Here is a 25,047-nt window from a genome sequence, read left to right as displayed (position 1 = left end):
ACCCGGCTGTCTCCTCTCGGGGCACGGCCGGACGGGCCCACTCGTATCGGCAACGGTCCCGGCGGCTCACGTCACCCGCAGCAGGTCATTCGGTGCCGGTGGTGGTGTGTCTGCCGCCCGCCGCGTTCTCTCGGCGGTCGGCTTCCGCGGCTTTCCGGGCTGCGAGCAGCCGGCTGGGCACGACGACTACCGAGTACAACGCGGCCATCCGCACGCCCAGCGCCCGGTGCGGGTGTGGGTGGCCCTGTCGGGTGAGCCGCTCCAACCAGCGTCGCTCCAGCCGGCGGACGGCCATGGCCGCGCCGGCGGAGATGGCCACGGCGGTGGTGAGTCCGGCGGCGCCGGTCAGGACGACCTGCCGCCGCGCTGATGCTTTCCCCGCGGCCGGCTCACCGGCGGGGACCCTGATACCGGCGTCCACGAACGGCAGTCCGGAGTGGGCGCCCGGAATCACCGGCTCGGCGGCGCCCTGGAGATCGGCACGGATGGCACGGACCCCCGGGATCGCCGCGGCGACGGTGACCGCCACCAACGCCCCGCGGGCGAGGCGCCGGCGGGCCGGGCGCAATTCGCCGGCGGCGATCCAGGCGCCGACGGACGCAACGTCAAGCCCGGCCTCGGCGAGAGTGCGTAGGTAGAGGCGCCATGCGACGCCGGTCGGAGTGCTCGTCATCCCCCCACCGTAGACACGATCCGCCGCCTCGCGCTGGCGGCGGCGGACCGGCGTGGCCGCCCGGACCGTGGCCAGAAGAGTGCACAGGTTTCAAGACAGTCACGATTGACTGATGCGAGTCGAAAGCGGAAGCGGCCAACAGGCGACTTCGCCTTTCAGGAAGCACGTCGCGCCTCAACGGGCCGGTGTCGCGGTTCCGTGGCTTACGTCAGGCTGGCGTGATTGCCACAGTCGAGCTTTGACTGCAGAGAAACTCGAGGCTGGTGTACCCGCTCGGCGGGGTCCAGATCGTCGCCACGCCGGTGAAGCTTCCCTCCCAGTACGGCGGAACACCGGCTGAGAACCACCGCCACCGTACGGACACGCCACTTGCTACGCGATATTGATAGCTCGCCGTCCAAAATGGTGTCACATACCAATGCACCTGGGTCCACTGACCTCCAGTGCACGACGAGTATGCCGTCTTTGCGGACACCGCGGCCCGCCCTTCCGCCTCCGGTGAGGAGCGGTCACCTGGTGCGGCGACCGCGGGCGCCGAAACCAGCACGGTCAGCCACGCGGCCGCCACAACGGCCGACCGTCGAGCTGAAACCAGGAACAACGTGAGATTCTTGCGGTTCGCCATGATTGCACCTCTGTTAGGCAATGGGCAGGTCGTTTACCGAGCTAGGTAAGGGTGTGCCGCGAAAGGAGAAGAGGCGGTGACGCCCTGGAAAGGGCCGCGAAGGATCGCTGCGGCCATGATGCCGTGCAAAGATACGCATTATTCACCTCACCAGCGACGCGGTGAACGGTCAAAGCGGAGTCTGTGCTGGCGGCTTTCCGGTCAGCCCGATACGACCAAAGATCTCACCCGCGCAATGCAGAGGTGGGCGAACATGCTAACTGTCGGAAGTCAGACAGACTCGGCCTACTGGCGGACGGCCACTCGCCGAAGTGGCGGAGGTTCGATGAAAGCCGAGCGTGTTCGATCGATGTACCGGGCAGCGGTGGGTCTGGCCCTGGCGCGGTGTGGGCCCGGCCGCCTGGAGGGGGACCACCGTGCATTCGAGGCGCAGTGGCGACGCCATATCCGCTGCCGTGGAGGCACGCGAGGTGACGACGACCGCCGGGCGCGAGCTGACACCTGCGTATCTTCGATGCTCGATACGATGTGGTCATGGCGTCCTCGCAAGCCCGCCGTGGCCGACCGCCTAAACCGCCGCCTCCGGTCTCCGGCGGCTATCGCCCGCGGATCGGGTGGCTGCTGCGGATCAACCGCCTGTTCGGGCGGGACGAGAGTGCCGCGGTCGCGGCAGGCTTCGGGCGGCGTTTCGGCGCCACGTGCCTCGGGCGTCCGGTGGACGGGCCGACGATCGCGCATTGGGAGGCGGGCCGCCGCCCGGCTGACCAGTTGGTGCTCCGCGCCTATGAACACCTCCTTGGGCTGCCCGACCGTCTATTGGTAGCGGTCGCGGACGCCGCGCAATCCTTGGATGGAGGGCCTGCGCCACGGCGCGCCGCGGGTCAGGGCGGTGTGGCAGTGCCGCGACGCACCGAGGAGTTGCTGTACCGGGCGGTGGGCGGCGAGGTCATGGACGGCAGCGAATGGGCCGATCTGGCCGACAGCCTGCTCGCTATGCCGCAGATCGTGTTGTTTCCGCGAGACGCCTGGGCGCGGCTCGCGGAGCGATTGCTCGGCGAGATGATCATCGCGGAGAGCACCGGCTATCTGCAGCGCATCGAGGCGCTGCACCGCCTGCTCGTGCACCCCAACGGTAAGCCGGCGGTGATCCGCGCCGTCGGTGACCTGATCGGGGACGGCACCAACCAGATCTTCGTCGACCCGCTGACTCTGTTGGAATCGGTCTCCCACCCCGACGCCACCAGGCACCTTCTGCGCCAGATCGTCAATCCGACGAACGAGCACGCTCTGCGCGGGGCCTGGTGCTCGGCCGCTGAGAAGATCCGGCGGGGTCATTTCAGCCCTGCCGAGTTGAGCCGGCTGAGTCGTCAGGCCGCCGAGCTGTTGACCGGTGAGACGACGCACCCCGCTTGTCGGGTTGCCGCGGCGGACTTGTTGCGGCAGGCCCATGCGCCTGTCGCGCCCGGGATCGCTCGAGTGCTGCGGACGGCTGCCGCCGATGACGACGTGACGCGGCACGTGTTGCGCCGTGGTCAGATGGCGGCCGCCGAGACGGCGACGATCGTGACCGACCGCCTCGCCTCCCATGCGATCAGCCGGTTGCCGCGGGACGGGTTCGCCGAGGACCCGGTGCTTCAGGTCTTGCTCGAGGAGATGCTCTTCCATCCGCAGATCTCCCGGCGGCTCCTTGCCGCGCAGTTCATCGAGGCCACGCCGTATCGCACGCCGGTTGCCGCCGCGTTGATCGCCGAACTGCGCAATCGGATCGCTTCGTCATCCGTCGGTCTGGTCTGTTCCATCCTTCAGGCGCTGAGCACGCTTGGTGACCCTGATGCTCGGCCGTTGGTGGAGCGCCTTGTTCTCGACACCGGTGTACCGCCCGCGGTGACCGAGGCGGCAGCGTGGTCCCTCGGACACCTCCGCGGAAAGAGTCCGGCCGCCTTCTGGGCTGCGGCACTCGCGCGACAGATCACGATTCGCCCGGCCGGCCCGTCGCTGCTCGCGCGGTCGGCCACGCGGGGTCTGGTGTACGGACTCGGCGTCAGCCGCGACACCGCGATGCTGCGGCGACTCAGCTCCGATCCCGCGGGTGAGCCCGCCGTTCGGGTTGCGGCGGCGTGGTGGTTGAGGAAACCGCGCCACGTGCTGGACAGCACGGACCGCTGACCTCCGCGGGCTTTCTTGCCGGCCTGCGAGTGATGTGCAAGAACCGGCCGATACCTGTACGTCGCGCCATACGCTCCTGCGGGAATCAGCGCGGCGGAGAAAGTATCTTCGCCGCGGTCGGCTGTGACGATCGATAGTTTCGTGAGCGGAGCGTGCATGGGTGAGACGTCCACCAGCAGCGTGAAACGGTGGCTCGTGGCGAATCGGGGTTTGATTTCAGTCACCGTCATTCTTCTTTCTGCACTTGCGATTGCCGTGATCGTCAACAGAGATAAGGCATCCGACTCGTCGACCGCAGTAATCGTCGTGCCCTCAAGCGATAAGACGTCGCAGGCGGACTCGTACGGGTCCGTAAGCGTAAAGGCGACCGGAAGCTTTCGAGTCAACAGCAAATCGGCGGATGTTGAACGAGAGTGCGGGGAAATACGACCGCTGGACGCATACAGGGAAAGGAGCGACGGAACTACCGGCCGTGACGTTCTGCGAGTCGAGGTTCGTGGCAGTACATTGTGCATCGTGGCGGGCCATAGGGTGAAGGTTCATGGTATAGAAATCGAGGCCGTCAGTCTGTTGCCGCAACGCGTCTGCCTTCCGGAATCCAGCGACTTGCCGCCGGGCGTCACCGTGATTGACGTTCCCGTCAACCGCTGTCCGGAACTGGCCGAAATCCGTCTGTCGCGTCCCGACTTCGGGTGGCTCGATCTGGTGGTGCTCATAGGATCGCTCATCGTTGGTGCTGCGGTCTCGCACATGGTGGAGCGCATGGTCCCCAGGCCGCGCCGGGATACGAAGGCCGCACCGATGCAGAAGACCGGATAGAGCGAAGCCGCTTCCGATGTGGAGTCGCCGATTCCGCGTCGCGGTGGAAGCGCTGTCAGCGGCAGAGTCGTGCACCGGCCGGCCCTCGATCACTACAACGTCCGGGTCGAGCGTCACCGTCGTGGCGCCGGATCAGATGGTGTGGGTGTTGCTCCTCTTCGCCAGCACCCAGACGTAGTACCAGGCGTCTTCGCCGAGGACGCGCGGGCTGGACTGTGCGGCGGCGTGCAGCATGGTCCACACGCTGCCGGCGCCGATGGCGGTGACGACGGCCGCGAGGGCCGGGCCGTAGACCGCGACGAGCATCGCACCGGACGATCCCACCACCGCGCCGCTGGCGTCGAGGACGCGTTTGCGGCGGGTGGCGCGCATGTCGGCGCGTACCGCCCGGATCTGGTCCTTGATCTCCAGCCCGAGCTTGATCATCTCCCGCTCGGACTGGACCGCGTTGAGCGAGTCGTCCATCTCCAGCAGGCTGCGGCGCAGGTAGTCGCGGAAGGCCGAGTACGCGCCGAACTCGCCGATCGTGACCTTGCTGAAGGTCCGGGCGTCGACGCCCTCGATGAAGGGCAGGTCGATCTCCAGAATCGGCCGCACGAACTGGCTCTTGATCGGGTCGGCGCCGGAGCCGTCCACCGCGCGGCCGTCCGCGACGAGGAAGTCGACCGCCGCCCGGAAGTCCCGGTCCTCGGTGTGCGTCGCGCCCTTCAGGACGCCGCCGGTGCGCAGGATCGAGTAGGTCGGGACGTACCAGGCCAGGCCCGCCTTGAGCAGCGGCTTGAAGTCCAGGATCCACTGTCCCAGGGCGGCGAGGTCCGGGCAGTACATGCCGTATCTCGTCGACGGGCCGTCGGGGTCGTACGTCGACGCGGGAAACTGCGTCCCGAGCGGCGTGGCCACCGCCGTCGTACTGTCGCCGCCCAGGAAGCCGAGCTGACGGAACGGGCCCGCCTTGTCGTGGGTGAGCAGCAGGGTGTCCGACACGAGCGAGACGCGCTTGGTCAGCTGCGTGAAGGTCAGCGCGCTGTCTCCCGGGGCGGACAGGTTCACGCTGAATCGTGACCGGTGCGGCGCGCGGGGGCCGCGCCCGTCGGCGCCGTCCTGCAGTCGGTGCCAGATGAACTCGCCGTAGCTTGTGGCGACCGCCTCGGGCGTGGGCCAGCCGAGGATGACGCCGTTGCGGAAGAACGACCGCATGTAGCGTGCCACGGTCTCGTCCTGCACAACCTTCCGGCGCCGGAACATGTAAAAACGATACTCGTTCGGCGAGACGATCGGCGGAGGGCGGAAGTTCCCCCGCCGATCGCGCTTAGCTCGGGCCGGCCGATCAGCACCAATCCAGGGCCGAGTCGGTTCGCCGGTGACGTCGGGGCAGGCTGGTAGTTTCCGGGCCAGGCTGGGGCGGCGGCGGTGGGTGATCATTCTTGGGTGATCCCAGGCAACGATCTCGGCGCCGCGCTCCGGCGCTGGCGTGAGCGCGCGACCCCGTCGCCGGGTGGATTCGGCTCGGCCTCGCGCCGGCGTACGCCTGGAATGCGCCGGGACGAACTGGCCGCCGCGGCCGGCGTGTCCGCCGAGTACGTCAAGCGGCTCGAACAGGGGCACGGGCGGCCGTCCGCCCAGGTGCTGTACGCGCTCGCCAGGGCCCTGCGCCTGTCCAGCGCCGAGTACGAGTACCTCTGCTCGCTCGCCGGGCACGTGCCGTCCCGCGCGGGCCGGGTCCCGTACGAGGTGGGGCCCAGCGCGCGGCACCTGCTCGACCGGCTCGGCGACGTACCGATCTGTGTCTTGGACGCCGCCTGGACGCTGCTCGCCTGGAACGCGGCCTGCGAGGCATTGTGCGCCGACTCGATGCTGGCCGACGGCCGGCGGCGCAACCTGGCCTGGCGCGCCTTCACCAGCGAGGCGAGGGACGCGACGGAACTGCGATTCCAGCACGCGATCGTCGCCGACCTGCGGGCCACCGCCCTGCGTTATCCGCACGATGACTGGCTGACGGACCTGGTCGTCGACCTGCGGGCGGTGAGCGAGCCGTTCGCCGCCATGTGGGAGTCACGGGTCGACTACGAGGACCGGCCCCATCGGCTCACCACGCGTCATCCGGTCGTCGGCGAGCTCACGGTGGACTGCGACATCATGACGATCCACGAGGGTGACCTCCGTGCGGTCGTGTACACCGCGGAGCCCGGCTCGATCGACGCCGTACGCCTGGCCACCGCCCTGGCCCAGCACAACCGCCTGGGCTGACGTTCCCCCGTACGAAGGAAGACACGACTGCCATGAACGAAGCATTGCTGGACGCCGCCCGCAAGACGGTGCCCACGCTGGCGGCTAACGCGGCGCGTACCGAACGCGAGTTGATGCCGGCGCCGGACAGTGTGGCGGCGGTCCGGGCCGCCGGACTGTTCGCGCTCACGGTGCCGCGCGCGGCGGGCGGGCAGGAGGCCGATCTGCGTACGCTGGTGGAGGTGCTCGCCGCACTCGGCCGCGGCTGCCCGTCCACCGCGTGGGTCGTCGGCCTGAACGCCTCGAACAAGGGCGTGGCCCGGCTGATGCTGTCGGCCGAGGGACAGGACGCCGTCCTGGCCGACCCGGACGCCGTGTGCTGCGCCTCCAACGTGATGTCGCGGCAGAGCAGCGGGGTACGGGTGCCCGGTGGCCTGCGAGTCTCCGGGCGATGGGCGATGGCGTCCGGTTCCGAACTGGCGTCCCTGGCCATGGTCGGGGTGCCGCTGCCGGACGGCGAGACGCCGGCCGTGGCCATGGCCCTGGTGCCGGTCTCCGACCTGTCGGTGGAGCGGACCTGGCGGGCGGCCGGCCTCGCCGGTACGAGCAGCCACACTCTGGTGGCCGAGGACGTTTTCGTGCCGGACGGGTTCGTGAACGTCCCGGGTGCTGCCGGCCCGGCGCGGTCGATTCCGCCGGAATCGATGTTCACCGGCGGACTGGCGGCGCTCGCCCCGATGATCGGGGCGACCCGTGGAGCCCGGGACCTGGTCGCGGCGGCGGTCGCCGGCGGCCGGGCACCGTACTTGACGACCTACGCCCGGGTCGCGGACTCCCCGCTCGGGCGGTACTGGTTCACCGAGGCGATGCGGCGTACCGATACGGCGATGCGGCGTACGGTCCGGGTGGCCGACGTTCTCGACGAGTTGCCGGTGGGCGGACGGCTGCCGGTCGCCGAGCGGGTCGAGCTGCGCGTCGAGCTGTCGACGGCCGCCCGGGAGTGCCGCGAGGCGATGGAGCTGCTGCTCGACCTGCACGGGGCGAGCGGGTTCGCGGACGACAACCCGCTGCAGCGTTTCTGGCGGGACGTCGCCGTCGGCACCCGGCATCCGTTCTTCACGCCGTACATCCTGGCCGAGGACGAGGGCCGGCTCGCGTTCGACGTGCAGCCCACCGTGTCGCTCGCGCTCTAGCCTCCGCGGGCGTTCGCGGTGGGAGGAACCGGTCCCGTTCCGCTACCGGCGGGGCGGCAACGCGTACTTCGGCGGCGCGGGGACCGCGCCGCCGAAGTGATCGCGTTGATCCGCCGGTTGGCCGGCGTAGGACCGAACCGTTCGGCGCGGTCAGGCGAACGGCCGCTCGGCGAAACTGATCCCGGACCGCTCGGCCGAGGTGAGAACCTGCCGGGGGACGTGCCGGGGCGGCATCCTGATGAACTGCGTGTAACCGGCGGCACGCAGCCGTAGATCGAAATTGTGGCCCTCGATGTGCCAGACCGGATCGACGGTGCCGTCGGTCGCGTCGGTCCGGTGAATGCCCGAGATCTCCAGCGCCTCGTGCAGCGGGCCGAGGTCGCCGCTGATGGCCCACGCCTGGTGGAACACCAGCGTCGCCGGCGCGATCCAGAACGTGAAGTGTTTCGCTCCGCGGGCCGGTGGCACCCAGCGCACGATGTAGTCCACGTCCAGCAGCATCCTCGCGGGTGGGAGCGTGCCGTCGTCGTACTCGCCGATACTGATCGCGTGAATCCGGCAGTCGTGCCAGCCCATGGTGGCGAAGTCGGCATCCGTCCAGGTCGCCCGGGAGAGCCCGGACGGGCCGTGCGGCAATTCGATCACACAGGGAGTATCGCCGCGCGGCCGAGGAACGGGGTAGGTGGCTTCAGCCGCCCGGGTAGCGGACGACGGCGCCGATGCCGTGGTCCAGTGGGGTGTCGTCCGGGTCGAGTAGGACGAGGGTGGCCCCGGAGGCGGCGATCGCGCGGGTCAGCGCGGCGTCCGCCCGTACCTTCCGGGGATTCTCGACGCCGGCCTCGCGCAGGACGTGGTCGTCGACCGAGATGAGGGCCGGGTCGTCGGGGGTGATCCACAGGGTGTCGGTGGAGGAGGGGTCGTCGGCGAGCAGGACCGTGTCGACCTGGCGGCGCTGGAGGCGGGCGACCACGTCGGTCAGGCCGCTGCCGGCCGTACCGTCGGCCTCCTGCGCCCGGTAGCGGTCGAGGATCTCGCGGGTGTGCTGGTCGGAGCGGTCGGCGACGGCCTGGATGATCACGTCGTCCAGGGCGGACTCGTCGGCGCCGGCGTGCCGGGATCCGGCGTCGGTGGCGATGACCCGGTCCTGCCAGCGCTTCGGCAGCCGGCCGGTGAAGGTCTGCACGGCCCGGACGTCGCCGCCGACCACGATGAACTCGGCGCCGACGGCGTCGGCGAGATCGGCCGCGGCCGCGGCCACGTCGCCGGCGTTGCGCTTCCAGGATTCCTCGACGGCCTGCAGGTAGTGCCGGTGGGACCAGCCGCCGGCGTGCACCTTCCGCAGCGGGAACGTGGCGCTGCCCTCGACCTGCTGGTGCCGGGGTACGCCGCCGGCGGACAGGGCCTCGAGGTCGGCGCCGGTCCGGTCGGTGAGGACCCGGACGTACGGCACCTGGGCGTGGCGCTGCCTGAGCAGCGGCATGACGTGTGGCAGCGGTGCCAGCTCGGCCTCGTCGGCGGGCGGGGGAGCGGGCAGCGTCTCCACCATGGCCACCTCGCCGTCGCAGGCGAACACGGCGAGTCCGTACCGGCCGGGCTGGTAGGGATGGTCGGAGATGGCCGTGCTCACCGCGTCGAGCGTGGCCGCGTCGGCGCCCTGCTCCGCCAGCCGTTCCCGGAGGGCGCGCCAGCGCAGCTCGATCTCGTGGCCGGCGTTCTCGCCGGCCCGGGTGGCGTCCAGGTAGACGGATGCCCAGGTGCCGGGGCGGAGCAGTAGTGGCCGCAGGTTGTCGAGGTTCATGCCGTCACCTCTTCGCTGAGTGGAGAAATCACTGGTCAGGAGCCGTCGGTTACCACGCTTTCCGGGCGGCAAACGTGGGCGCGTTTGCCCGCACCGCGGCGGGGGCATAGCAGCGCGGTGTGGGATGGACGACAGGTCGGCGGGCGCTACCTGCTGCGTGAGCCGCTGGGTGATGGCGGCATGTCCGTCGTGTGGCGGGCCGAGGACACCGTCCTCGGGCGTGAGGTGGCGGTCAAGGTTCTCTCCGCCGACGTGTCCGCCGATCCCGAGGCGCTGGGCCGGATGTACGCGGAGGCGCGCGCCGCCGCCAGTCTGCGCCACGACAACGTGGTCGAGGTGTACGACTACGGCGAGACCGAGATCGACGGCGTGCCCATGCCGTACGTGGTGATGGAGCTCGTCGGCGGCCGTCCGTTGAGCGCCCTGCTGCGCGCCGGCGCGCTGTCCTGGCAGGTCGCCGTCGTGATCGGCGCCCAGGTGGCGGCGGCGCTGGCGGCCGCGCACGACCGGGGCGTGGTGCACCGCGACGTCAAGCCGGCCAACGTCATGGTCCACTCCGGCGGCGTGAAGCTGGTCGACTTCGGCATCTCCGCCGCCGTCGGCGAGCTCGAGGCGGACTCCGGCCAGATCCTCGGCACCCCCGCCTACCTGGCCCCGGAGCGCCTGGCCGGCGGGATGGTCCGGCCCGCCACCGACGTGTACGCGCTCGGCCTGCTGCTCTACCTGATGCTGGCCGGCCGGATGCCGTGGAACGCGTCCACGACGACGCAGATGCTCAAGGCCCACCGCTACCGCGAGCCGGCGCCGCTGCCCGAGATCGCCGGCCTTCCGGACGAGGTCGTCGACCTGGTGCGCCACTGCCTGGACAAGGCGCCCGCGCAGCGCCCCGCCGCGATCGCCGCGGTCCGCGTGCTCCGCCGGGCCGCCGGGCTGCCGCCGTCCACGCTGATCACCGGGCTGCCGCCGTCGACGCTGCGCACCGGGCTGGAGGAGCGGGAGGCCACCGCGCCCGTGACCGGGCCGCCGACCGTCCGCGCCCGGAAGATTCCACACCTGCCGGTACGCCACCGGATAGCCGTGGGCGGCGCCCTGCTCGCCGCCGCGGCCACGACCGCCGTCATCTACTGGCCCGGTGGGCCGAGGCCGGAGCCGGCCGCCGCCGCGCCGGCGCTGACCTGCCGGGTCACCTACACCACGCAGATCACCTCCGCCGGGGAGGCGGAGACCGCGGTGACGGTCGCCAACACCGGCTCCGGCGCCGTCGACGGGTGGACGCTGTCGTTCCGGCTGCCGGGGGAGCAGAAGCTGCTGCGCGGCTCCGACGTCACCTGGCGGCAGACCGGCGACCTCGTCGAGGCCTCCGGCGCCGCGCTCGCCCCCGGCGCCGCCACCAGCGCCTCGTTCGACGCCTCCTACCGCACCACGGTGATGCTCCCGGCGTCCTTCACCGTCAACGACGTGGTCTGCGGCGCCGAGATGTCGGTCCAGGCCCCACCCACGTCGGCCCCGTCGTCCGCGCCACCGGCCGCGACCGGCACGGAACCGCAGGCCCCCGCCCCCGCCCCCGCCGCTGAGCCGGGGCCCGCCGCCGTGCCGGAGCCCGCCGCCAAGCCGGAGCCGGCCGGTAAGAAGCCCACGGACAAGAAGCCCGGCAAGCCCGCCGGCAAGAAGCCCGCCTGACCGGTTGTCCCGGGACGGCGGCGGCACGGCGGTGGCCGAAAAGCCGATGAAGTCGCCGTCCACGGCGTTAAATGGGGGTAAATCGACACTAGAGGGTGGAAATGAACGATATGCGCGTTGCCCTGGCGACCCTTCTCCTGGCCGCGGCGTGGCTGCCCGCCGCCCCGGCGCACGCCTCCACCACCGCTCCGCCCGTCGAGGGCGTGGTCGTCACCGGCACCGGCGAGGCCTACGGTGAGCCGGACACGGCCGCCGTCAGCCTCGCGGTGGAGACCAGCGCGCCGACCGTCGCGAAGGCCATGGACGACGCGAGCGCGGCGGCGGTCCGGATGCGGGACGCCCTGCTGCGGGCCGGGGTGGCCCGGGCCGACCTGCGCACGTCGGACGTCACCGTCGACTCCACCGTCGACGACGAGCAGAAGGTCACCGGGTACAGCGCGCGGTACGAGCTCGACGCCACCGTGCGGGATCTGCCGAAGGCCGGCGCGATCATGTCCGCGGCGATCGCGGCCGGCGGTGACGCCGCCCGGCTGGACGGCGTGTCGTTCGTGATCGAGGACTCGGCCGCGGTGCTGGCCAAGGCGCGGCAGCGGGCGTTCGCCGACGCCCGCGCCAAGGCCGAGCTGTACGCCCACCAGGCCGGCCGCGCGCTGGACCGGGTGGTCAGGGTGACCGAGGACGCCCCCGGTCACTCGGGAGCGGACAAGCAGTCCTACGCCCTGGGCGCGGGCGCGGCGGACGCCGCGGTGCCGATCGAGCCGGGCACGCAGGCGCTGACGGCGACGGTCACCGTCGAGTGGTCGTTCACCGACCCGCGATAGGGCGCCGCAACGCCCGCTTGTCCGGCTTGCCCGCGGCCGTCAACGGCGTCCGGTCGATCACCGTGACGGTCGCGGGCACCGCCGCCTCGCCGAGTTCCGCGCGCACCGCCTCCCTCAGCGGCGCGGGATCGACGACCCCGCCGGCCGGTACGACGAACGCGTGCACCGCCTCGCCGGTGGCCTCGGACGGCGCGCCGACCACGTGCGCCTCCGCCACCGACGGGTGCGCCGCGAGGACCCGCTCGACCGGCACCGCGTACACGATGGTCGCGTTCACGATGATCACGTCCCGGGCGCGGCCGGCCAGGTGCAGGTAGCCGTCCGGGTCGAGGAAGCCGAGGTCGCGGGTGCGCACCCAGCCGCCCGCGAACACGGCCGCGCTCTCCACCGGATCGTCCAGATAGCCGCAGGCCTGCGCGGGGGTACGCACGAACACCTCACCGACCTCGCCCGCGGGCACCGGGCGCCCGTCCGCGTCGCGGATCTCGACCGCGTTCTCCGGCGGCGGCCTGCCCACCGACGCCCGTACCCGCGCCTCGCCCATCTCCTCCGGCGACACCATGGCGATCATCCCGGTCTCGGTCTGGCCGTACCCGTGGAAGACGACCGGGCCGAGCACGTCGAGCGCGTCGGCCAGCAGTGACGGGTCGAGCGGCGAGCCGGAGACCATCAGCGCGCGCAGCGACTCCAGCCCGGACCGGTCGGCGCGGGCGGCCTCGACCACGGCGCGCAGCTTCGCCACGGTGATCACGGTGGAGGTGGCGCGGTGGCGGATGATCGCGCCGGGCAGGTCCGGGCGGGCGGCGACCAGGGTGCCGCCGGCGGCGATCGCCATCACGCCGTACTCGAACATCACCTGGCTCGCCAGGGTGCCGAAGACCAGGTGCCGGCGCAGCCGCGGCCCGAGCCGGCGCAGCGCGAGCGGCCATCGGCCGGGGTGCGCGGCCCAGCCGGCCGCCATCGCCGCGTACGTCTGCAGGCAGCCCTTGGGCAGCCCGGTGCTGCCGCTGGTGTGCATGATCCGGGCGATGTCGCCGGGCCGGGCGGCCGGCACCGGGTCCACGGCCGGCCCGTCCAGCAGCGCGCCGAGCGGCAGCGGGTCCACGCCGGGCAGGTCCGCCGCGCGCGTGGCGTCGGCGACCACGGTGGCGTCCCCGATCACGTGGGCCAGGTGCGCGCCGGGCAGGCCGGGGCGGACGCCGGTGACGCGGGCGCCGGCCGTGTGCGCCGCGACGATCGCCGCGAACGCCTCCGCGGTGACGCCGACCGCGAGCGCGACGCCGTCGCCCGGCTTGATGCCGGCCCGATCGAGGCCGCCGCGCACCCGGCCCACGAGGTCGAGCAGCTGCGCGCCGCTGGTGTGCCGGTCGCCGTCCTCGAACACGGTCCGGTCGCCGGCCGCGCGGAGCACGTCCAGGATCACCTGGGGGTACGGCCGGTCAGTCATCGCCGATGCACTGCTTGACGAAGACCTCCAGCGGCATCCGGTGCACGGCCGGCAGGTCCCAGTGGTTCTCCAGGTTCTCGGCCAGGTGGTGCTCCCCGTCCGGCAGGCCGTCCCGGTAGTGGCGCACCACCGGGTGCAGGTAGGAGGCGTCGTGCGCGGCGAGCGGGTCGTTCTCCGGGATGCGCGGCACGGACACGTCGAACGGGTCGACGGCGTCGTGGTCCGGGCCGTACTCCAGGGTGACCACGAACGCGTGCCGGTGCTCGCCGAGCCCGCCCTCGCGGTGGTACGCGACCGGCACCTCCTCGTGGTAGGCCGCGGTCTCACCGTCGACCGTGACCACGTCGCCGAGCACGCCGAACTGCTGCCACAGGCCGGAGGAGCGGTTGACCCGGGTGATGATCGCATCGGCGACCCCGGCCGGGTCCAGCGTCGCGGCCGGCCACGGCGTGTCCTCGTACCGTTGCATCAGGATCTTGTGCAGGGCCCGGGTCGCGTAGCGGAAGCCGTGGATGAAACCGTTGGTGGACCGCTTGAAGTCGCGCTGCTGGGTGAGCGTGCCCGCGACGTAGAGGCCCGGCACGCTGACCGACTCGAACGCCGGGGTCTGCGCCGGGAACCGGTCGTTGATGGCCAGCTCCGGCCGGGCGGTGCCGTCGAAGATCGAGGCGTCGAACCGGAACCCGGTGCAGAGGATGATCCGGTCGTAGTGCAGCACCCGGACCGCCTCGACCGTGCGCGCGTAGCGGAATTCGACCCGGAACCCGCCCGCCGGCACCCGTTCGATCCGCTCGACCGTGCCGTCCAGCACCGCGTTGCCGGACTTCAGCTGGTACGTGTCGAGGAAGTTGTTGTTCACCGCGCGCAGGTGCCCGACGTAGTGGGTCTGCCAGGCGAACCGGATCGAGTGCGGGCCGGCCACGTGCACGACCGCGGTGGTCTCCATCAGCGCGTCCGCGGTCTCGAACGCGGAGTTGCCCTTGCCGATGATGAGCACCCGCTGGTCGACGAAGTCCTCCGGGTCCACGCTGACCGTGTCATAGCGCTCGGCCAGTTCCGCGCCCGGGATCTCCGGCACGTACAGCCGCGACACGCCGGTGGCGACGACGAGCCGGCGGCCCCGGTGCACCTCACCTGACTGATCGGTCAGCTCGAAGGTGCCGTCGGCGGCGCGCCGCACGCCGGTGACGGCGGTGTCGTAGTGAATCCGGTGCGCCAGCGGCGCGGCGAAGTCGGCGAGGTAGCGCAGCAGATCGTCGGCCGCGGGGAAGTAGCGGCGGCTGTACCGCGCGAAGCGCAGCGCCGGATCGTCGCTCAGCAGCGAGTTCCAGTCCATCCGCATCGCCCGCTCCGGATCGGACTGTCCGGTGTAGACCTTGTTGATGGAGATCAGCTGCCGGTGCCGCGGGTACGTCCGGAAAAACGTGCCCGGCCCCGGCCCGGCCTCCAGCACGGCGAAGTCGCGGCCGTCCCGCTCCAGCAGCGCGGCGAGCTGCAAACCAGCGGGTCCGGCACCGATGATCAGATAGTCGCGCGTCATGCCCGGCGACGCTAGGCAACGGTTCTCAGAGCGAATTCAGACCCGGGGCTCGCTGAGACCGCTCTGATAATCCGCGCCTAGCCTCGCCGGGATGCCGATCGCCCTGCCCGGACCGCTGCGCGTCGACGACCTGCACGCGGCCGCACTCCCGATCATCGTCGAGTTCCCCGAGCCGGTGTCGCAGGCGGTGGCCGCCGGCCGCGACTTCCTCGCCGCGGCCCGGGGCCCGATCTACGGCGCCACCACCGGATTCGGCGCGCTGGTCGGCTACGCCGGCCGGGACACCGCCGCGGACCAGGCCGACAACACCCTCGCCCACCTCGGCGCCGGCCAGGGCCCGGACCTGCCGCCGCCGGTCGTGCGCGCCGCGTTGCTGGTCCGCGCCGGGTCGCTGGCCCGCGGGCTGTCCGGCGTCTCCCCGCACGTGATCACCGCGCTGACCGCGGCGCTCGGCACGGGTTTCGCCCCGGCGGTGCCGCGCTTCGGGTCGGTCGGCGCGTCCGGCGACCTGATCCCGCTCGCGTACGCGGCGCAGGCGTTGCGCGGCCGGGGCGACGCCTACCTCGACGGGCGGCGCATGCCGGCCGCGGACGCGCTGGCGAAGGCCGGCCTGACGCCGCTGGTGCTGGACGGCCGGGACGCGCTCGCGCTGGTCAACGGCGTCTCGGTGACCACGGCCGCGCTCGGCCTGGCCCAGCGCGCCGCCCGGCGATCGCATCTGGCGCTGCAACTGCTGACGGCGCTGCTGACCGACCTGCTCGGCTGCGACCCGCAGTTCCTCGACGCGCGGCTGATCGCGGCCTACGCGCATCCGGGCGCCGCGGTGGTCGCCGATCACCTGCGCGCGGCGCTCGCGGGCATGTCCGCCTCGGGCACGCGGCCGTTGCAGGAGCCGTACAGCATCCGCTGCGCGCCGCAGCTGCTCGGCGCCGCCCACGACGCGCTGTCCTATGTCGACGGCGTGCTCGACGCCGACCTCGCCTCGGTCAGCGACAACCCGCTGCTGTTCCCCGGCGACGAGGCGGTCCTGCACGGCGGGAACTTCTTCGGCCAGCCGGCCGCGTTCGCCGCCGATCTGCTCGCCGTGGTCGTCGCGCAGCTCGCCAACCTCGCCGAACGGCAGCTGGACCTGCTCGTCGACCCGGCCCGCAACACCGGCCTGCCGCCGATGCTCGCGGCCGGGCCGGGCCGGCAGCACGGGTTGCAGGGCGTGCAGCTGGCCACCACCGCGTTCGCCGCGCACATCCGCCGGGACGCGACGCCGGCCGGCATGCAGAGCCTGCCGACCAACCTGCACAACCAGGACGTGGTGCCGCTCGGCACCCAGGCCGCGCTGCGCGCCTACGACCAGGCCGAGCTGCTGCACCTGCTCTGCGGCTCGCTGGCGCTCGGGCTGCGCCAGGCGGTGCACGTCGGCGCCCGGCGGCCGACCGCGCCCGCCTGCGCCGCCGTGCTCGCCCGCCTGGAGGCCGCGATCGCGCCGGTCGACCCGGACCGTCCGCTCGACGCGGACGTGCGCCTGGCGGCCGGCCTGTGCGAGGACGCGGCCGTTGAGTTTTCTCTGAAACCGCGTCCCTAGCGTCGCCGAGGTGGACGAATCGACGCGCGACTACCTCATCCTCGGCGCCGGCCCGGCGGGTCTGCAACTGGCCGCCCTCATGAAGGCCGCCGGCGACGACTTCCTGGTGCTGGAGCGGGCGCCGGTGCCCGGGGCGTTCTTCACCCGCTATCCGCGGCACCGGACGCTGATCTCGATCAACAAGCCGCGGACCGGTTCGGACGATCCGGAGCTGAACCTGCGGATGGACTGGAACTCGCTGCTGTCCGGCGATCCGTCGCTGCGCTTCACCCGCTACAGCGAGCGCTACTTCCCGGACGCCGAGGACCTGGTCCGCTACCTGGCCGACTTCGCCGAGCCGCTCAAGGACCGGATCCACTACAACACCGACGTGGTACGGGTGGAGCGCGCCGACGACGGCGTCTTCACGCTGACCGATCAGTCAGGCAGGACCTTCCGCGGCCGCCGGCTCATCGTCGCGACCGGGGTGTCGAAGCCGTACACCGCGCCGATCCCCGGCATCGAGCTGGCGGAGAACTACGCGGGCATCTCCACCGACCCGAAGGACTACTGGGACCAGCGGGTGCTGATCATCGGCAAGGGCAACTCCGCGTTCGAGACCGCGGACGCGCTGATGGAGACGACCGCGGTGATTCACGTGGCCGGCCCCAGCCCGGTCCGGTTCGCCTGGCGCACGCACTACGTCGGGCACCTGCGCGCGGTGAACAACAACTTCCTCGACACGTACCAGCTGAAGTCCGCGAACGCGGTGCTGGACGGCACGGTCCGGGCCATCGAGAAGGACGCGGACGGCTTCCGGGTGACGTTCGCCTTCTCCCGGGTGAACGAGGTGACCAAGGAGCTGCGCTACGACCGGGTGATCGCCTGCACCGGGTTCGCGTTCGACGCCGGCGTCTTCGGCGAGGGCGCCCGGCCCGCGCTGACCATCCGGGACCGCTTCCCGGCGCAGACCCCGGCGTTCGAGTCGGTCAGCGTGCCGGGCCTCTACGTCGCCGGCACGCTCAGCCAGGAGCGAGACTTCAAGAAGTCCACCAACGGGTTCATCCACGGCTTCCGCTACGCGGTCCGCGCGCTCCACAAGATCCTCCGGCAGCGGTACGCCGGCGAGGGCTGGCCGGCGGCCCCGCTCGCCGTCGACCCCGCCGCGATCGCCGACGCCGTCGTGGCCCGGGTCAACCGCAGCTCCGGCCTGTGGCAGCAGTTCGGCGTGCTCGCCGACGTGGTCACCGCCGACGGCGACCGCGCCGGCTACCACGAGGAGGTGCCGGTCGCGTACCACGCCCACGGTGGACTGGGCGCGCACCGGGACGCGTTCGTGGTGACGCTGGAGTACGGGCCGGAGCACGACGCGGTCGACCCGTTCGACATCGAGGTCGCCCGCATCAGCCAGGACACGCCGGGGCAGGCACACGACGCGGCCTACCTGCATCCGGTCGTCCGGCACTACCGGGACGGGACGCTGACCGGCACCCACCACCTGGCGGAGAACCTGGAGAACCGCTGGGACCGGCCGGACGTCCACGTGGCGCCGCTGCGCGCCTTCGTCGCCGCCCGGCTCGCGGCATGACGCTCGTCAGCCTGCGGGACGTGGCGGTCAGCGCCCGCCGCCGGCTCGTACCGGCGCACTACGACTTCTTCGCCGGGGGCGCGGGCGAGGAACGCACGCTCCGGGACAACCGGGCCGCGTTCGACCGGTGGCGGCTGCGGCCCCGGGTGCTGCGGGCGGCCGGGGTCCCGGACCCGCGGGTGGAGCTGTTCGGCACGGAGCTGAGCGGGCCGGTGCTGATCGCGCCGACCGCGTTCCACCGGCTGGCGCACCCGGACGGCGAGGTGGCCACGGCGCGCGCGGCCCGGGCCGCCGGGACGGTGATGACGGTCAGCATGGCGGCCACCCGGCCGCTGGAGCAGATCGCGGCGACCGGCGCGCGGCTGTGGTTCCAGCTCTACCCGCAGCCGGACCGGGACTTCACCGCGAGCCTGGTGAAGAGGGCCGAGCGGGCGTGCACGGCGCTGGTGGTCAGCGTGGACTCGCCGGTCCTCGGCCGCCGCGCCCGCGACCTGCGCAACGGCTTCCTGGACCTGCCGCCCGGGCTGGCCTGCGAGAACCTGCGCGACCCGGTGACCGGCAAGGTCCGGGACATCGTCATGGACCCGTCGCTCGGCTGGGACGACATCGACCGGCTGCGCGCGGGCACCGGCCTGCCGGTGCTGCTCAAGGGGGTGCTGCATCCGGCCGACGCGCGCGAGGCGGTCGCGCGCGGCGTGGACGGGATCATCGTCTCCAACCACGGCGGCCGGCAGCTGGACAACGCGGTCGCCGCGATCGACGCGCTCCCGGCCGTGGTGGGGGCGGTGGACGGCCGGATTCCGGTGCTGCTGGACGGCGGCGTCCGGCGCGGCACGGACGTGCTGACCGCGCTGGCGCTGGGCGCGAGCGCGGTGCTCGTCGGCCGGCCGGTGATCTGGGGCCTGGCGCACGACGGGGAGGCCGGCGTACGGCAGGTGCTGAGCCTGCTGCACGAGGAACTGACCGGCGCGATGGCGCTCTGCGGAGCGGCCACCGTGGCGGACCTGACGCGGGATCTGCTGGCGGCATGAGCGAGCTGGCGAGCGAATCATCGGCTCAGCGCCGGCCACACGGATACCGCGGTGTGGTGGGGAGCGCGGCATGAGCGAGCTTGCGAGCGAATCATCGGCTCAGCGTCGACCACACGGATACCGCGGTGTGGTGGGGAGCGCGGCATGAGCGAGCTTGCGAGCGAATCATCGGCTCAGCGCCGGCCACACGGATACCGCGGCGTGGTGGGGAGCGCGGCATGAGCGCCCTGGTCGTACCTCCGTTGCTGGTGGTGCTCTGGTTTCTGCCGCGGCTGCTGCCGCCGGCGGTGGTCCGGCTGCGTGAGTGGATCTTCACGCGGGTGAACGGCACGGAGGGGATTCCGGTGCCCGGCCCGCTGGTGGGCGCGGAGCACTTCGCGCGCGTCTACGAGCATCCGGCCGCGGACGGGCGCAGCCGTGGCGCCGGCCTGTCCGACCTGTTCTGGTACTGGCTGGCGCCCGGGCCGCAGATGCACCAGGAGCATCTGGAACCGGGGGAGCGGTACGCGGCCGTCGCCCGGGTCAGCCGGCGGGTGCTGGCCGTCCCGCACGCCCGCTCGGAGCGGCTGGCCACGGACGCGACCCGGCGCGCACTCGACCGGCTCCCACCTGGCCGGACCGCCCACGTGCGGCTGCGCGACGCGATGATGCCGGTCTGGGCCGAGGTCTACTACGAGCTGGTCTTCGGCGAGCCGTGCCCGCCGGACGCCCGGGCGATGATCGTGGCGAACGCCGACGACGTGGTGACCGCGCTGAAGTGCTGCGGGCTGCGGCACCTGGACCGGCGCGATCGGCTGACCCGCTACCTGCGGCGGCGCGTCGAGGACGGGACCTGCCCGGTCGTGCTGCCGGCGCCGTTCACCGCCGAGGAGACGGCCTGGTACCTGCAGGGTGCGTTCTTCAACACCGCGGTGGTGCAGATGTCCGAGGCGTCCGCGCACGTGCTGCTGGCGATCGCGCAGCACCCGGGCGTGGCCGGCGCGGCCGGCGACGACGAGTTGGACCGGGTCATCGACGAGACGCTGCGGGTGTTCCCGCTGTTCGGCGTGGCGCATCGGATCACGTCGGCGCCGATCGAGGTCACGCCCGCGGTGACGCTGCCGGCCGGGTCGGTGCTGCTGTTCAACTATCTGGCGTACCAGCGCACCGGCCCGGCCGCGGACGATACGTTCGATCCTGACCGGTGGCTCAGTCTGAGGCGGCGCGACGCGCATTTCATCCCGTTCGGCGTGACCGCGAACCGTGCCTGCCCGGCCCGTGGCGCCGCACCGGTGATGCTGCGCGCGGCCGTCCGCGAGGTGCTGCGCCGGTGCACGCTCGCCTCGTCCGTGGCCCACAGCCGGTCGCTGCCGTCGCGTGGCCCCTGCTACCTGACGCCGCCCGGGGCCCGGCCGCCGGGCCGGGCGCGGCTGGCCGCGATGCGCCTGCGCGACCGGTGGGCGGACGTGGGCCGCGCCGTCACTCAACTCGTGCTCGGCAGCTGGATGGTCATCGACGCCCGCCGGCAGCGGTTGTGCACCACCTACTTCCAAGGGGGAGGCCTGTGAGTCCCGTCGAACTCGCGCCGCGGTTCTTCATCGCGGTCGCCGCTATCCTGCTCGTCTGCCGGCTGGTCGCCTGGCTGCTCGGCAAGGTCGGCCAGCCCGCCGTGGTCAGCGAGATGCTGGCCGGGGTGCTGCTCGGCCCGTCGCTGCTCGGCCTGCTGCTGCCGGGCGTACAGGCCGCGCTCTTCCCGCGCGAGCTGTACCCGATCCTCTACGTGGTCGGCCAGGTCGGCCTGGTCATCTTCATGTTCCAGGCCGGGTACGCGTTCCGCTCGCACCGCATCCACGGCCTGTTCGGCACCGCCGGGGCGGTCTCGGCCGCGGGCGTGGTCGTCCCGCTCGCGCTCGGCGTGCTGCTGGTGCTGGGCACCGGCGACCGGGTGCCGGTGCTCAAGCCCGGCGTGCCGATCGGCGTCTCCGCCGCGTTCGTGGGCGTGGCGCTGGCGATCACCGCGTTCCCGATGATGGCCCGGATCATCACGGAGAAGGGGCACGCCGGGACCCGGCACGGCGCGGTGTCGCTGGCCGCGGGCGCCATCGACGACGCGGTCGCCTGGATCCTGCTCGCCTGCGTGCTGGCGGTCGCGTCCGGGGCGATCGTGCCCGCGCTGACCACGATCGGCGGCGCGGTGATCTTCGCGGTCCTGATCTGGTACGTGGTGCGGCCGCTGTCCGCCAGGCTCATGGGCAGCGACCGGATGAGCGACGCCACGCGGCTGCTCGGCACGGTGGCGCTGCTGTTCCTGATCGCCTGGTACACCGACGAGATCGGCCTGTACGCGGTCTTCGGCGCGTTCGCGGTGGGCGCGGTCATGCCCCGCATGGCCCGCACCGAGTCGGTGGTGAACACGCTCAACCCGATCTGCCAGATCGTGTTCCTGCCGCTGTTCTTCACCTTCTCCGGCCTGCGTACCGAGTTCGCGCTGCTGTCCGATCCGGCCGTGCTGCTGTTCGCGCTGGTCTGCGTGGCGCTCGCGGTGGCCGGTAAATTCGGCGGGTGCTGGGCCGCGGCCCGGATGCGCGGGGAGACGCAACCGGTCGCGCTGCGGGTCGGCGCGCTGATGAACGCGCGCGGACTGATGCAGCTGATCGCGCTGAACGTGGGTTTGGAGGCGGGCATCGTCGGACCGGCCATGTTCACCGCGCTGGTGCTGGTCGCGCTGGTCACCACGCTGATGACCACGCCGGTGCTGTCCTGGCTGGAGCGCCGGGAGGCGAGTCGCATTCCGGTTTCACCGGCGGCCGTTGTTGGTTCCCATTGAACCTAGAGACATTTACCACTGTCGTTGAGTGTTCAACCTGTGGGATTCTCGGCGAATGCGTAGGAGCGGAACTCTTCTCCTCGTCGAGGACGACGCCGATCTCTCCGAGACGCTGACCGAGGCGCTGGCCGGCGAGGGCTACCTCGTCGACCATGCCCCGGACGGTCAGCGCGGCCTGCACCTGGGGCTCAGCCGTCCGTACGACGTGATGGTCATCGATCGTCGCCTGCCCGCACTGGACGGGCTCGACCTGCTGACCCGGCTGCGAAAACGGGCGGTCCCGGCCCGGGCGCTGATGCTCACCGCGCTCGGCTCGGTCGACGACCGGGTGGCCGGCCTCGACGCGGGCGCCGACGACTACCTGGTCAAGCCGTTCGACCTGGACGAGCTGAGCGCCCGGCTGCGCGCGCTGTGCCGGCGCGCCACCGACGCCACCGAGGCGCTGCGGATCGGCGCCGGGCTGCTCGACCTGACGCTGCGCGACGCGGTGCTGCCGACCGGTGACCGGGTGCCGCTCTCCGCCCGCGAGTTCGAGCTGCTGCGAATCCTGGCCGCGCGGCCGTCGGCCGTGCACTCCCGCGCGGAGCTGCGCCGCCGGGTCTTCGACGAGGCGCACGCCGCGTCCATCGTGGACACCTACGTCTACTACCTGCGGCGCAAGCTCGGGCGCGCCGCGGTGCGGACCGTGCACGGGCTCGGCTACCGGCTGGGGGAGCTGTGAACTGGGAACCGGCCGACCGCGCCGCCGTGGCCCGCGCCCGCCGCCAGATCGGGCTGATCGTCGGCCTGATCGTGGTGGGGCTGGTCGCACTGGTCGGCGGCGTCTCCTACGCGGTCCTGGTCGGCGGGCAGCGCACGCAGATCGACCGGGAGCTGGCCTGGACCATGCAGTACGGCGACCCGAGCGGCCCGCCCGGCTGCACCTGGCTGATCGTGTTCTCCGGCGGCTCCTCCACCGCGGGCGCCGGGATTCCGCCACCGCCCGGCTTCCCGCTCGTGGAGCAGCTCGAGGAGGTGGCCGCGTCCGGCGGCACCCGGTCGGCGACCGTGGCGCGCAACGGCACCGTCTACGAGGTGCTCACCCAGCGGCGCGGCACGGACGCCGTGCAGGCGGTCTTCGACACCCGCTACCAGCGCGCCGACCGGCTGCTGCTGCTCGAGGCGATCGGTTTCGCCGCCGCGCTCGGCCTGGTCGTCGCGGTCCTGGCCGGCCTGTTCGTCGGCGGTCGCGCGGTCGCCCCGCTGGCCGACGCGCTCAGCCGCCAGCGCCGCTTCGTCGCCGACGCCAGCCACGAACTGCGCACCCCGATCGCCCGCGTGCACACCCGCGCCCAGCTGCTGGCCCGCCGCGCGTCGATCCCGCCGGAGCACCGTACCGACCTGGACCGCCTGATCGGCAATACCCGGCTGCTCGGCGAGATCGTCGACGACCTGCTGCTCTCCGCGCAGCTCGGCACCCGCCTGCCGGACGACGTCGACCTCGCCGCCATCGCCCGCGACACGGTCACCCTGGACACCGACCGTGCCGCCGCCCGCGGCATCACGCTCACCGCCGCCGGCGACCCCGGCCCGCTGATCGTGCCCGGCATCGCCTCCGCGCTGCGCCGCGTCATCGGCGAACTCATCGGCAACGCCCTCGCGCACACCCCGCCGGGCGGCACGATCACCGTGACCACCCGCACCGCCACCGACACGGCCGAGCTCACGGTCGCCGACACCGGCATCGGCCTCGACCCGGCCGACACCGAGCGCATCTTCCACCGCTTCCACCACGGCGGCACGACCACCGGCTTCGGCCTCGGCCTCGCCCTGGTCCGCGACGTGGTGGAGAAACACGGCGGCACCATCACCGCCGCCGCCAACCCCGGCACCGGCGCCCTCTTCACCGTCCGCCTCCCCCTCGCCGACCGGGTGACGGCCCATCGTTAGCCGGCGCGTCACCGATATTCGGCGATCAGCTCCTCGGCGAGGCGATGGATCTCGCCGGCACCGTATCGGACGCCGGTTGAGTGCAGGACCGTGTCGCACGGGCCGGTGTCGAGGGAGACGACGACGGACCGCGCGCCGTCCCTGAGGACCAGCAGGTGCGTGGGAGACGCCGGGACGCCGTCACAGCCCGGCCCCGGCGGCTCGGTGGGCAGCGCGTTCAGGCGAGTGAGGAGGTCGCGCGCGTCCTCCGGGCGCAGACGCGGCGACTCGCTTCGTTCGGCGGGCGTCCGTCCCAGCGCGCACAGTTGCAGTTCGCGGTACGAGGCCTCCGCGACCATGGGCCCGGTCCCGGAGGTGGCCGACGGCTCGGGCATGGGTCCGGTCCCGGAGGTCGCCGGCGGCTCGGGGCATCGGCGATAGACGCGCTCGGCTTCCATCGACGGGGCGAACGGCGCGGCTCGCCATGCGGCCCAGACCCCACCGATGGCCGCCATGGCGACCGCCGCGGCTATCAGACGTCTGCGGCTCACTCGCGTACCCGTCCTCTGCTTCGTAGGAGATATCGCCGGTGATCAGTGCGACACGGGCCGGGACGTTCGGCCGGCCTCGGATCTCGGGTGGTCCGGGGCGGTGCCGAGGATGTGGTGGGTCAGGGCGTGCAGACCGGCGATCGGGTCGACGTCCGGGTGGGTGCGGAGGTGTTCCACCAGGTCGCTGCGGACGGCGGCGAGCAGTGCGTGCGCGAGGAAGGGCGCGTCCGCCGGGCCGCGTGCCCGGGTGACGTGGGCGGTCAGCTCGGCGTGCAGGCGGGCGTAGGCGGCGTTGGCGTACGGGCTGCCGTGTCCCTCCCGTTCCAGGGCGAGCGTAAGGCCGCGGTGGCGGTGCTTGAACGTCCACACCCGGGTCAGCAGCTCGGCGGCCGACTCCGCCGGGTCGGCGGCCAGTTCGCGGGCGACCTGCTCGTCGTAGAGGGCCTGGATCAGTCCGCGGCGATCGCCGAAGCCGCGGAAGATGGTGCCCTTGCCGACGCCGGCGGCCGCCGCGACGGCGTCCATGGAGACCTCGTCCGGGTCGGTGGCCCGCGCGAAGAGCTGTTCCGCGGCGGCCAGCACGGCCTCCCGGTTGCGTGCCTTGTCCGCTCGCACGA

General features: G+C 72.4%; 22 protein-coding genes. 13 read left to right on the top strand and 9 right to left on the bottom strand.

Annotated elements, in window-relative coordinates:
• Positions 1–85: 85 nt before the first annotated feature.
• A complete protein-coding gene (locus J2S41_RS19485) occupies positions 86–673 on the bottom strand; it encodes a hypothetical protein (protein ID WP_310369323.1) in 588 nt (195 codons plus the stop codon).
• Between the two features lie 208 nt (positions 674–881).
• Positions 882–1,298 (bottom strand): hypothetical protein, encoded by a 417-nt coding sequence (locus tag J2S41_RS19480; RefSeq protein ID WP_310369322.1) that lies wholly within the window; start codon positions 1,296–1,298, stop codon positions 882–884.
• 534 nt (positions 1,299–1,832) lie between these two features.
• Here J2S41_RS19480 and J2S41_RS19475 point away from each other — a divergent pair.
• Entirely contained in the window at positions 1,833–3,464 is a 1,632-nt protein-coding gene (locus J2S41_RS19475) for a hypothetical protein (RefSeq protein WP_310369321.1), read from the top strand.
• 156 nt (positions 3,465–3,620) lie between these two features.
• Positions 3,621–4,283 carry a hypothetical protein gene (locus tag J2S41_RS19470; RefSeq protein ID WP_310369320.1) on the top strand — a complete coding sequence of 221 codons (663 nt, stop codon included), beginning with the start codon at positions 3,621–3,623 and terminating at the stop codon, positions 4,281–4,283.
• Between the two features lie 132 nt (positions 4,284–4,415).
• On the opposite strand, the gene J2S41_RS19465 is transcribed toward J2S41_RS19470, so the two are convergent.
• Positions 4,416–5,528 carry a hypothetical protein gene (locus J2S41_RS19465; protein ID WP_310369319.1) on the bottom strand — a complete coding sequence of 371 codons (1,113 nt, stop codon included), beginning with the start codon at positions 5,526–5,528 and terminating at the stop codon, positions 4,416–4,418.
• Positions 5,529–5,711: 183 nt separating this feature from the next.
• Between J2S41_RS19465 and J2S41_RS19460 the strand changes: the two genes are divergently transcribed.
• The gene (locus J2S41_RS19460; protein ID WP_310369318.1) at positions 5,712–6,530 is read left to right on the top strand and encodes a helix-turn-helix domain-containing protein; all 819 of its coding nucleotides are present in this window, start codon (positions 5,712–5,714) and stop codon (positions 6,528–6,530) included.
• Positions 6,531–6,562: 32 nt separating this feature from the next.
• Positions 6,563–7,702 (top strand): acyl-CoA dehydrogenase family protein, encoded by a 1,140-nt coding sequence (locus J2S41_RS19455; RefSeq protein ID WP_310369317.1) that lies wholly within the window; start codon positions 6,563–6,565, stop codon positions 7,700–7,702.
• 150 nt (positions 7,703–7,852) lie between these two features.
• Here the strand turns inward: J2S41_RS19455 and J2S41_RS19450 are convergent, their stop codons facing one another.
• On the bottom strand, positions 7,853–8,347 hold the full coding sequence (locus tag J2S41_RS19450; RefSeq protein ID WP_310369316.1) for a hypothetical protein: 495 nt from the start codon (positions 8,345–8,347) through the stop codon (positions 7,853–7,855).
• A 43-nt stretch (positions 8,348–8,390) separates the two neighbouring features.
• Positions 8,391–9,500 carry a baeRF2 domain-containing protein gene (locus J2S41_RS19445; RefSeq protein WP_310369315.1) on the bottom strand — a complete coding sequence of 370 codons (1,110 nt, stop codon included), beginning with the start codon at positions 9,498–9,500 and terminating at the stop codon, positions 8,391–8,393.
• A gap of 117 nt (positions 9,501–9,617) precedes the next feature.
• On the opposite strand from J2S41_RS19445, the gene J2S41_RS19440 reads away from it, so the two are divergent.
• Together J2S41_RS19440 and J2S41_RS19435 are read left to right on the top strand one after the other, a co-directional pair.
• Positions 9,618–11,180, top strand: coding sequence for a serine/threonine-protein kinase (locus J2S41_RS19440; RefSeq protein WP_310369314.1), 1,563 nt, complete (start codon positions 9,618–9,620; stop codon positions 11,178–11,180).
• Positions 11,181–11,290: 110 nt separating this feature from the next.
• Positions 11,291–12,001: an SIMPL domain-containing protein gene (locus J2S41_RS19435; RefSeq protein ID WP_310369313.1), complete on the top strand. Its 711-nt coding sequence runs from the start codon at positions 11,291–11,293 to the stop codon at positions 11,999–12,001.
• On the opposite strand, the gene J2S41_RS19430 is transcribed toward J2S41_RS19435, so the two are convergent.
• Positions 11,985–13,448 (bottom strand): class I adenylate-forming enzyme family protein, encoded by a 1,464-nt coding sequence (locus J2S41_RS19430; RefSeq protein WP_310369312.1) that lies wholly within the window; start codon positions 13,446–13,448, stop codon positions 11,985–11,987. The two genes, J2S41_RS19435 and J2S41_RS19430, sit on opposite strands and share 17 nt — an antisense overlap.
• Complete coding sequence (locus tag J2S41_RS19425) at positions 13,441–14,988, bottom strand: NAD(P)-binding domain-containing protein (RefSeq protein ID WP_310369311.1); 1,548 nt, start codon at positions 14,986–14,988, stop codon at positions 13,441–13,443. The genes J2S41_RS19430 and J2S41_RS19425 overlap by 8 nt, the downstream gene beginning before the upstream one ends.
• A 91-nt stretch (positions 14,989–15,079) precedes the next feature.
• Here J2S41_RS19425 and J2S41_RS19420 point away from each other — a divergent pair, with 91 nt between their 5' ends.
• The 7 genes from J2S41_RS19420 to J2S41_RS19390 all read left to right on the top strand — a co-directional run bounded on the left by J2S41_RS19420 (position 15,080) and on the right by J2S41_RS19390 (position 23,900).
• The gene (locus J2S41_RS19420) at positions 15,080–16,567 is read left to right on the top strand and encodes an aromatic amino acid ammonia-lyase (protein WP_310369310.1); all 1,488 of its coding nucleotides are present in this window, start codon (positions 15,080–15,082) and stop codon (positions 16,565–16,567) included.
• A 10-nt stretch (positions 16,568–16,577) separates the two neighbouring features.
• Positions 16,578–18,134: an NAD(P)-binding domain-containing protein gene (locus J2S41_RS19415; protein WP_310369309.1), complete on the top strand. Its 1,557-nt coding sequence runs from the start codon at positions 16,578–16,580 to the stop codon at positions 18,132–18,134.
• Positions 18,131–19,165, top strand: a complete 1,035-nt coding sequence (locus J2S41_RS19410) for an alpha-hydroxy acid oxidase (protein ID WP_310369308.1) — start codon at positions 18,131–18,133, stop codon at positions 19,163–19,165. Before J2S41_RS19415 ends, J2S41_RS19410 begins: the two co-directional genes overlap by 4 nt.
• A gap of 218 nt (positions 19,166–19,383) precedes the next feature.
• Complete coding sequence (locus J2S41_RS19405; RefSeq protein WP_310369307.1) at positions 19,384–20,712, top strand: cytochrome P450; 1,329 nt, start codon at positions 19,384–19,386, stop codon at positions 20,710–20,712.
• Positions 20,709–21,971 carry a cation:proton antiporter gene (locus tag J2S41_RS19400; RefSeq protein WP_310369306.1) on the top strand — a complete coding sequence of 421 codons (1,263 nt, stop codon included), beginning with the start codon at positions 20,709–20,711 and terminating at the stop codon, positions 21,969–21,971. Before J2S41_RS19405 ends, J2S41_RS19400 begins: the two co-directional genes overlap by 4 nt.
• A 55-nt stretch (positions 21,972–22,026) precedes the next feature.
• A complete protein-coding gene (locus J2S41_RS19395) occupies positions 22,027–22,692 on the top strand; it encodes a response regulator transcription factor (protein ID WP_310369305.1) in 666 nt (221 codons plus the stop codon).
• A complete protein-coding gene (locus tag J2S41_RS19390; protein WP_310369304.1) occupies positions 22,689–23,900 on the top strand; it encodes a sensor histidine kinase in 1,212 nt (403 codons plus the stop codon). The genes J2S41_RS19395 and J2S41_RS19390 overlap by 4 nt, the downstream gene beginning before the upstream one ends.
• 8 nt (positions 23,901–23,908) lie before the next feature.
• On the opposite strand, the gene J2S41_RS19385 is transcribed toward J2S41_RS19390, so the two are convergent.
• Both J2S41_RS19385 and J2S41_RS19380 read right to left on the bottom strand, forming a co-directional pair.
• A complete protein-coding gene (locus J2S41_RS19385) occupies positions 23,909–24,274 on the bottom strand; it encodes a hypothetical protein (protein WP_310369303.1) in 366 nt (121 codons plus the stop codon).
• Positions 24,275–24,472: 198 nt separating this feature from the next.
• Positions 24,473–25,045, bottom strand: coding sequence for a TetR/AcrR family transcriptional regulator (locus J2S41_RS19380; protein WP_310369302.1), 573 nt, complete (start codon positions 25,043–25,045; stop codon positions 24,473–24,475).
• Positions 25,046–25,047 lie beyond the last annotated feature (2 nt).

This window comes from Catenuloplanes atrovinosus (assembly GCF_031458235.1).
Lineage (GTDB): Bacteria > Actinomycetota > Actinomycetes > Mycobacteriales > Micromonosporaceae > Catenuloplanes > Catenuloplanes atrovinosus.
The sequence above is the reverse complement of the archived record's forward strand: the minus strand, read 5'-3'. Positions and strand labels throughout refer to the sequence as shown.

Excerpts from the sequence above, each read along its gene's own strand:
- J2S41_RS19485 (WP_310369323.1), bottom strand. The coding sequence starts at position 673 with ATGACGAGCACTCCGACCGGCGTCGCATGGCGCCTCTACCTACGCACT.
- J2S41_RS19480 (WP_310369322.1), bottom strand. The coding sequence starts at position 1,298 with ATGGCGAACCGCAAGAATCTCACGTTGTTCCTGGTTTCAGCTCGACGG.
- J2S41_RS19475 (WP_310369321.1), top strand. The coding sequence starts at position 1,833 with ATGGCGTCCTCGCAAGCCCGCCGTGGCCGACCGCCTAAACCGCCGCCT.
- J2S41_RS19470 (WP_310369320.1), top strand. The coding sequence starts at position 3,621 with ATGGGTGAGACGTCCACCAGCAGCGTGAAACGGTGGCTCGTGGCGAAT.
- J2S41_RS19465 (WP_310369319.1), bottom strand. The coding sequence starts at position 5,528 with ATGTTCCGGCGCCGGAAGGTTGTGCAGGACGAGACCGTGGCACGCTAC.
- J2S41_RS19455 (WP_310369317.1), top strand. The coding sequence starts at position 6,563 with ATGAACGAAGCATTGCTGGACGCCGCCCGCAAGACGGTGCCCACGCTG.
- J2S41_RS19445 (WP_310369315.1), bottom strand. The coding sequence starts at position 9,500 with ATGAACCTCGACAACCTGCGGCCACTACTGCTCCGCCCCGGCACCTGG.
- J2S41_RS19435 (WP_310369313.1), top strand. The coding sequence starts at position 11,291 with ATGCGCGTTGCCCTGGCGACCCTTCTCCTGGCCGCGGCGTGGCTGCCC.
- J2S41_RS19430 (WP_310369312.1), bottom strand. The coding sequence starts at position 13,448 with ATGACTGACCGGCCGTACCCCCAGGTGATCCTGGACGTGCTCCGCGCG.
- J2S41_RS19425 (WP_310369311.1), bottom strand. The coding sequence starts at position 14,988 with ATGACGCGCGACTATCTGATCATCGGTGCCGGACCCGCTGGTTTGCAG.
- J2S41_RS19420 (WP_310369310.1), top strand. The coding sequence starts at position 15,080 with ATGCCGATCGCCCTGCCCGGACCGCTGCGCGTCGACGACCTGCACGCG.
- J2S41_RS19410 (WP_310369308.1), top strand. The coding sequence starts at position 18,131 with ATGACGCTCGTCAGCCTGCGGGACGTGGCGGTCAGCGCCCGCCGCCGG.
- J2S41_RS19405 (WP_310369307.1), top strand. The coding sequence starts at position 19,384 with ATGAGCGCCCTGGTCGTACCTCCGTTGCTGGTGGTGCTCTGGTTTCTG.
- J2S41_RS19395 (WP_310369305.1), top strand. The coding sequence starts at position 22,027 with ATGCGTAGGAGCGGAACTCTTCTCCTCGTCGAGGACGACGCCGATCTC.
- J2S41_RS19385 (WP_310369303.1), bottom strand. The coding sequence starts at position 24,274 with ATGCCCGAGCCGTCGGCCACCTCCGGGACCGGGCCCATGGTCGCGGAG.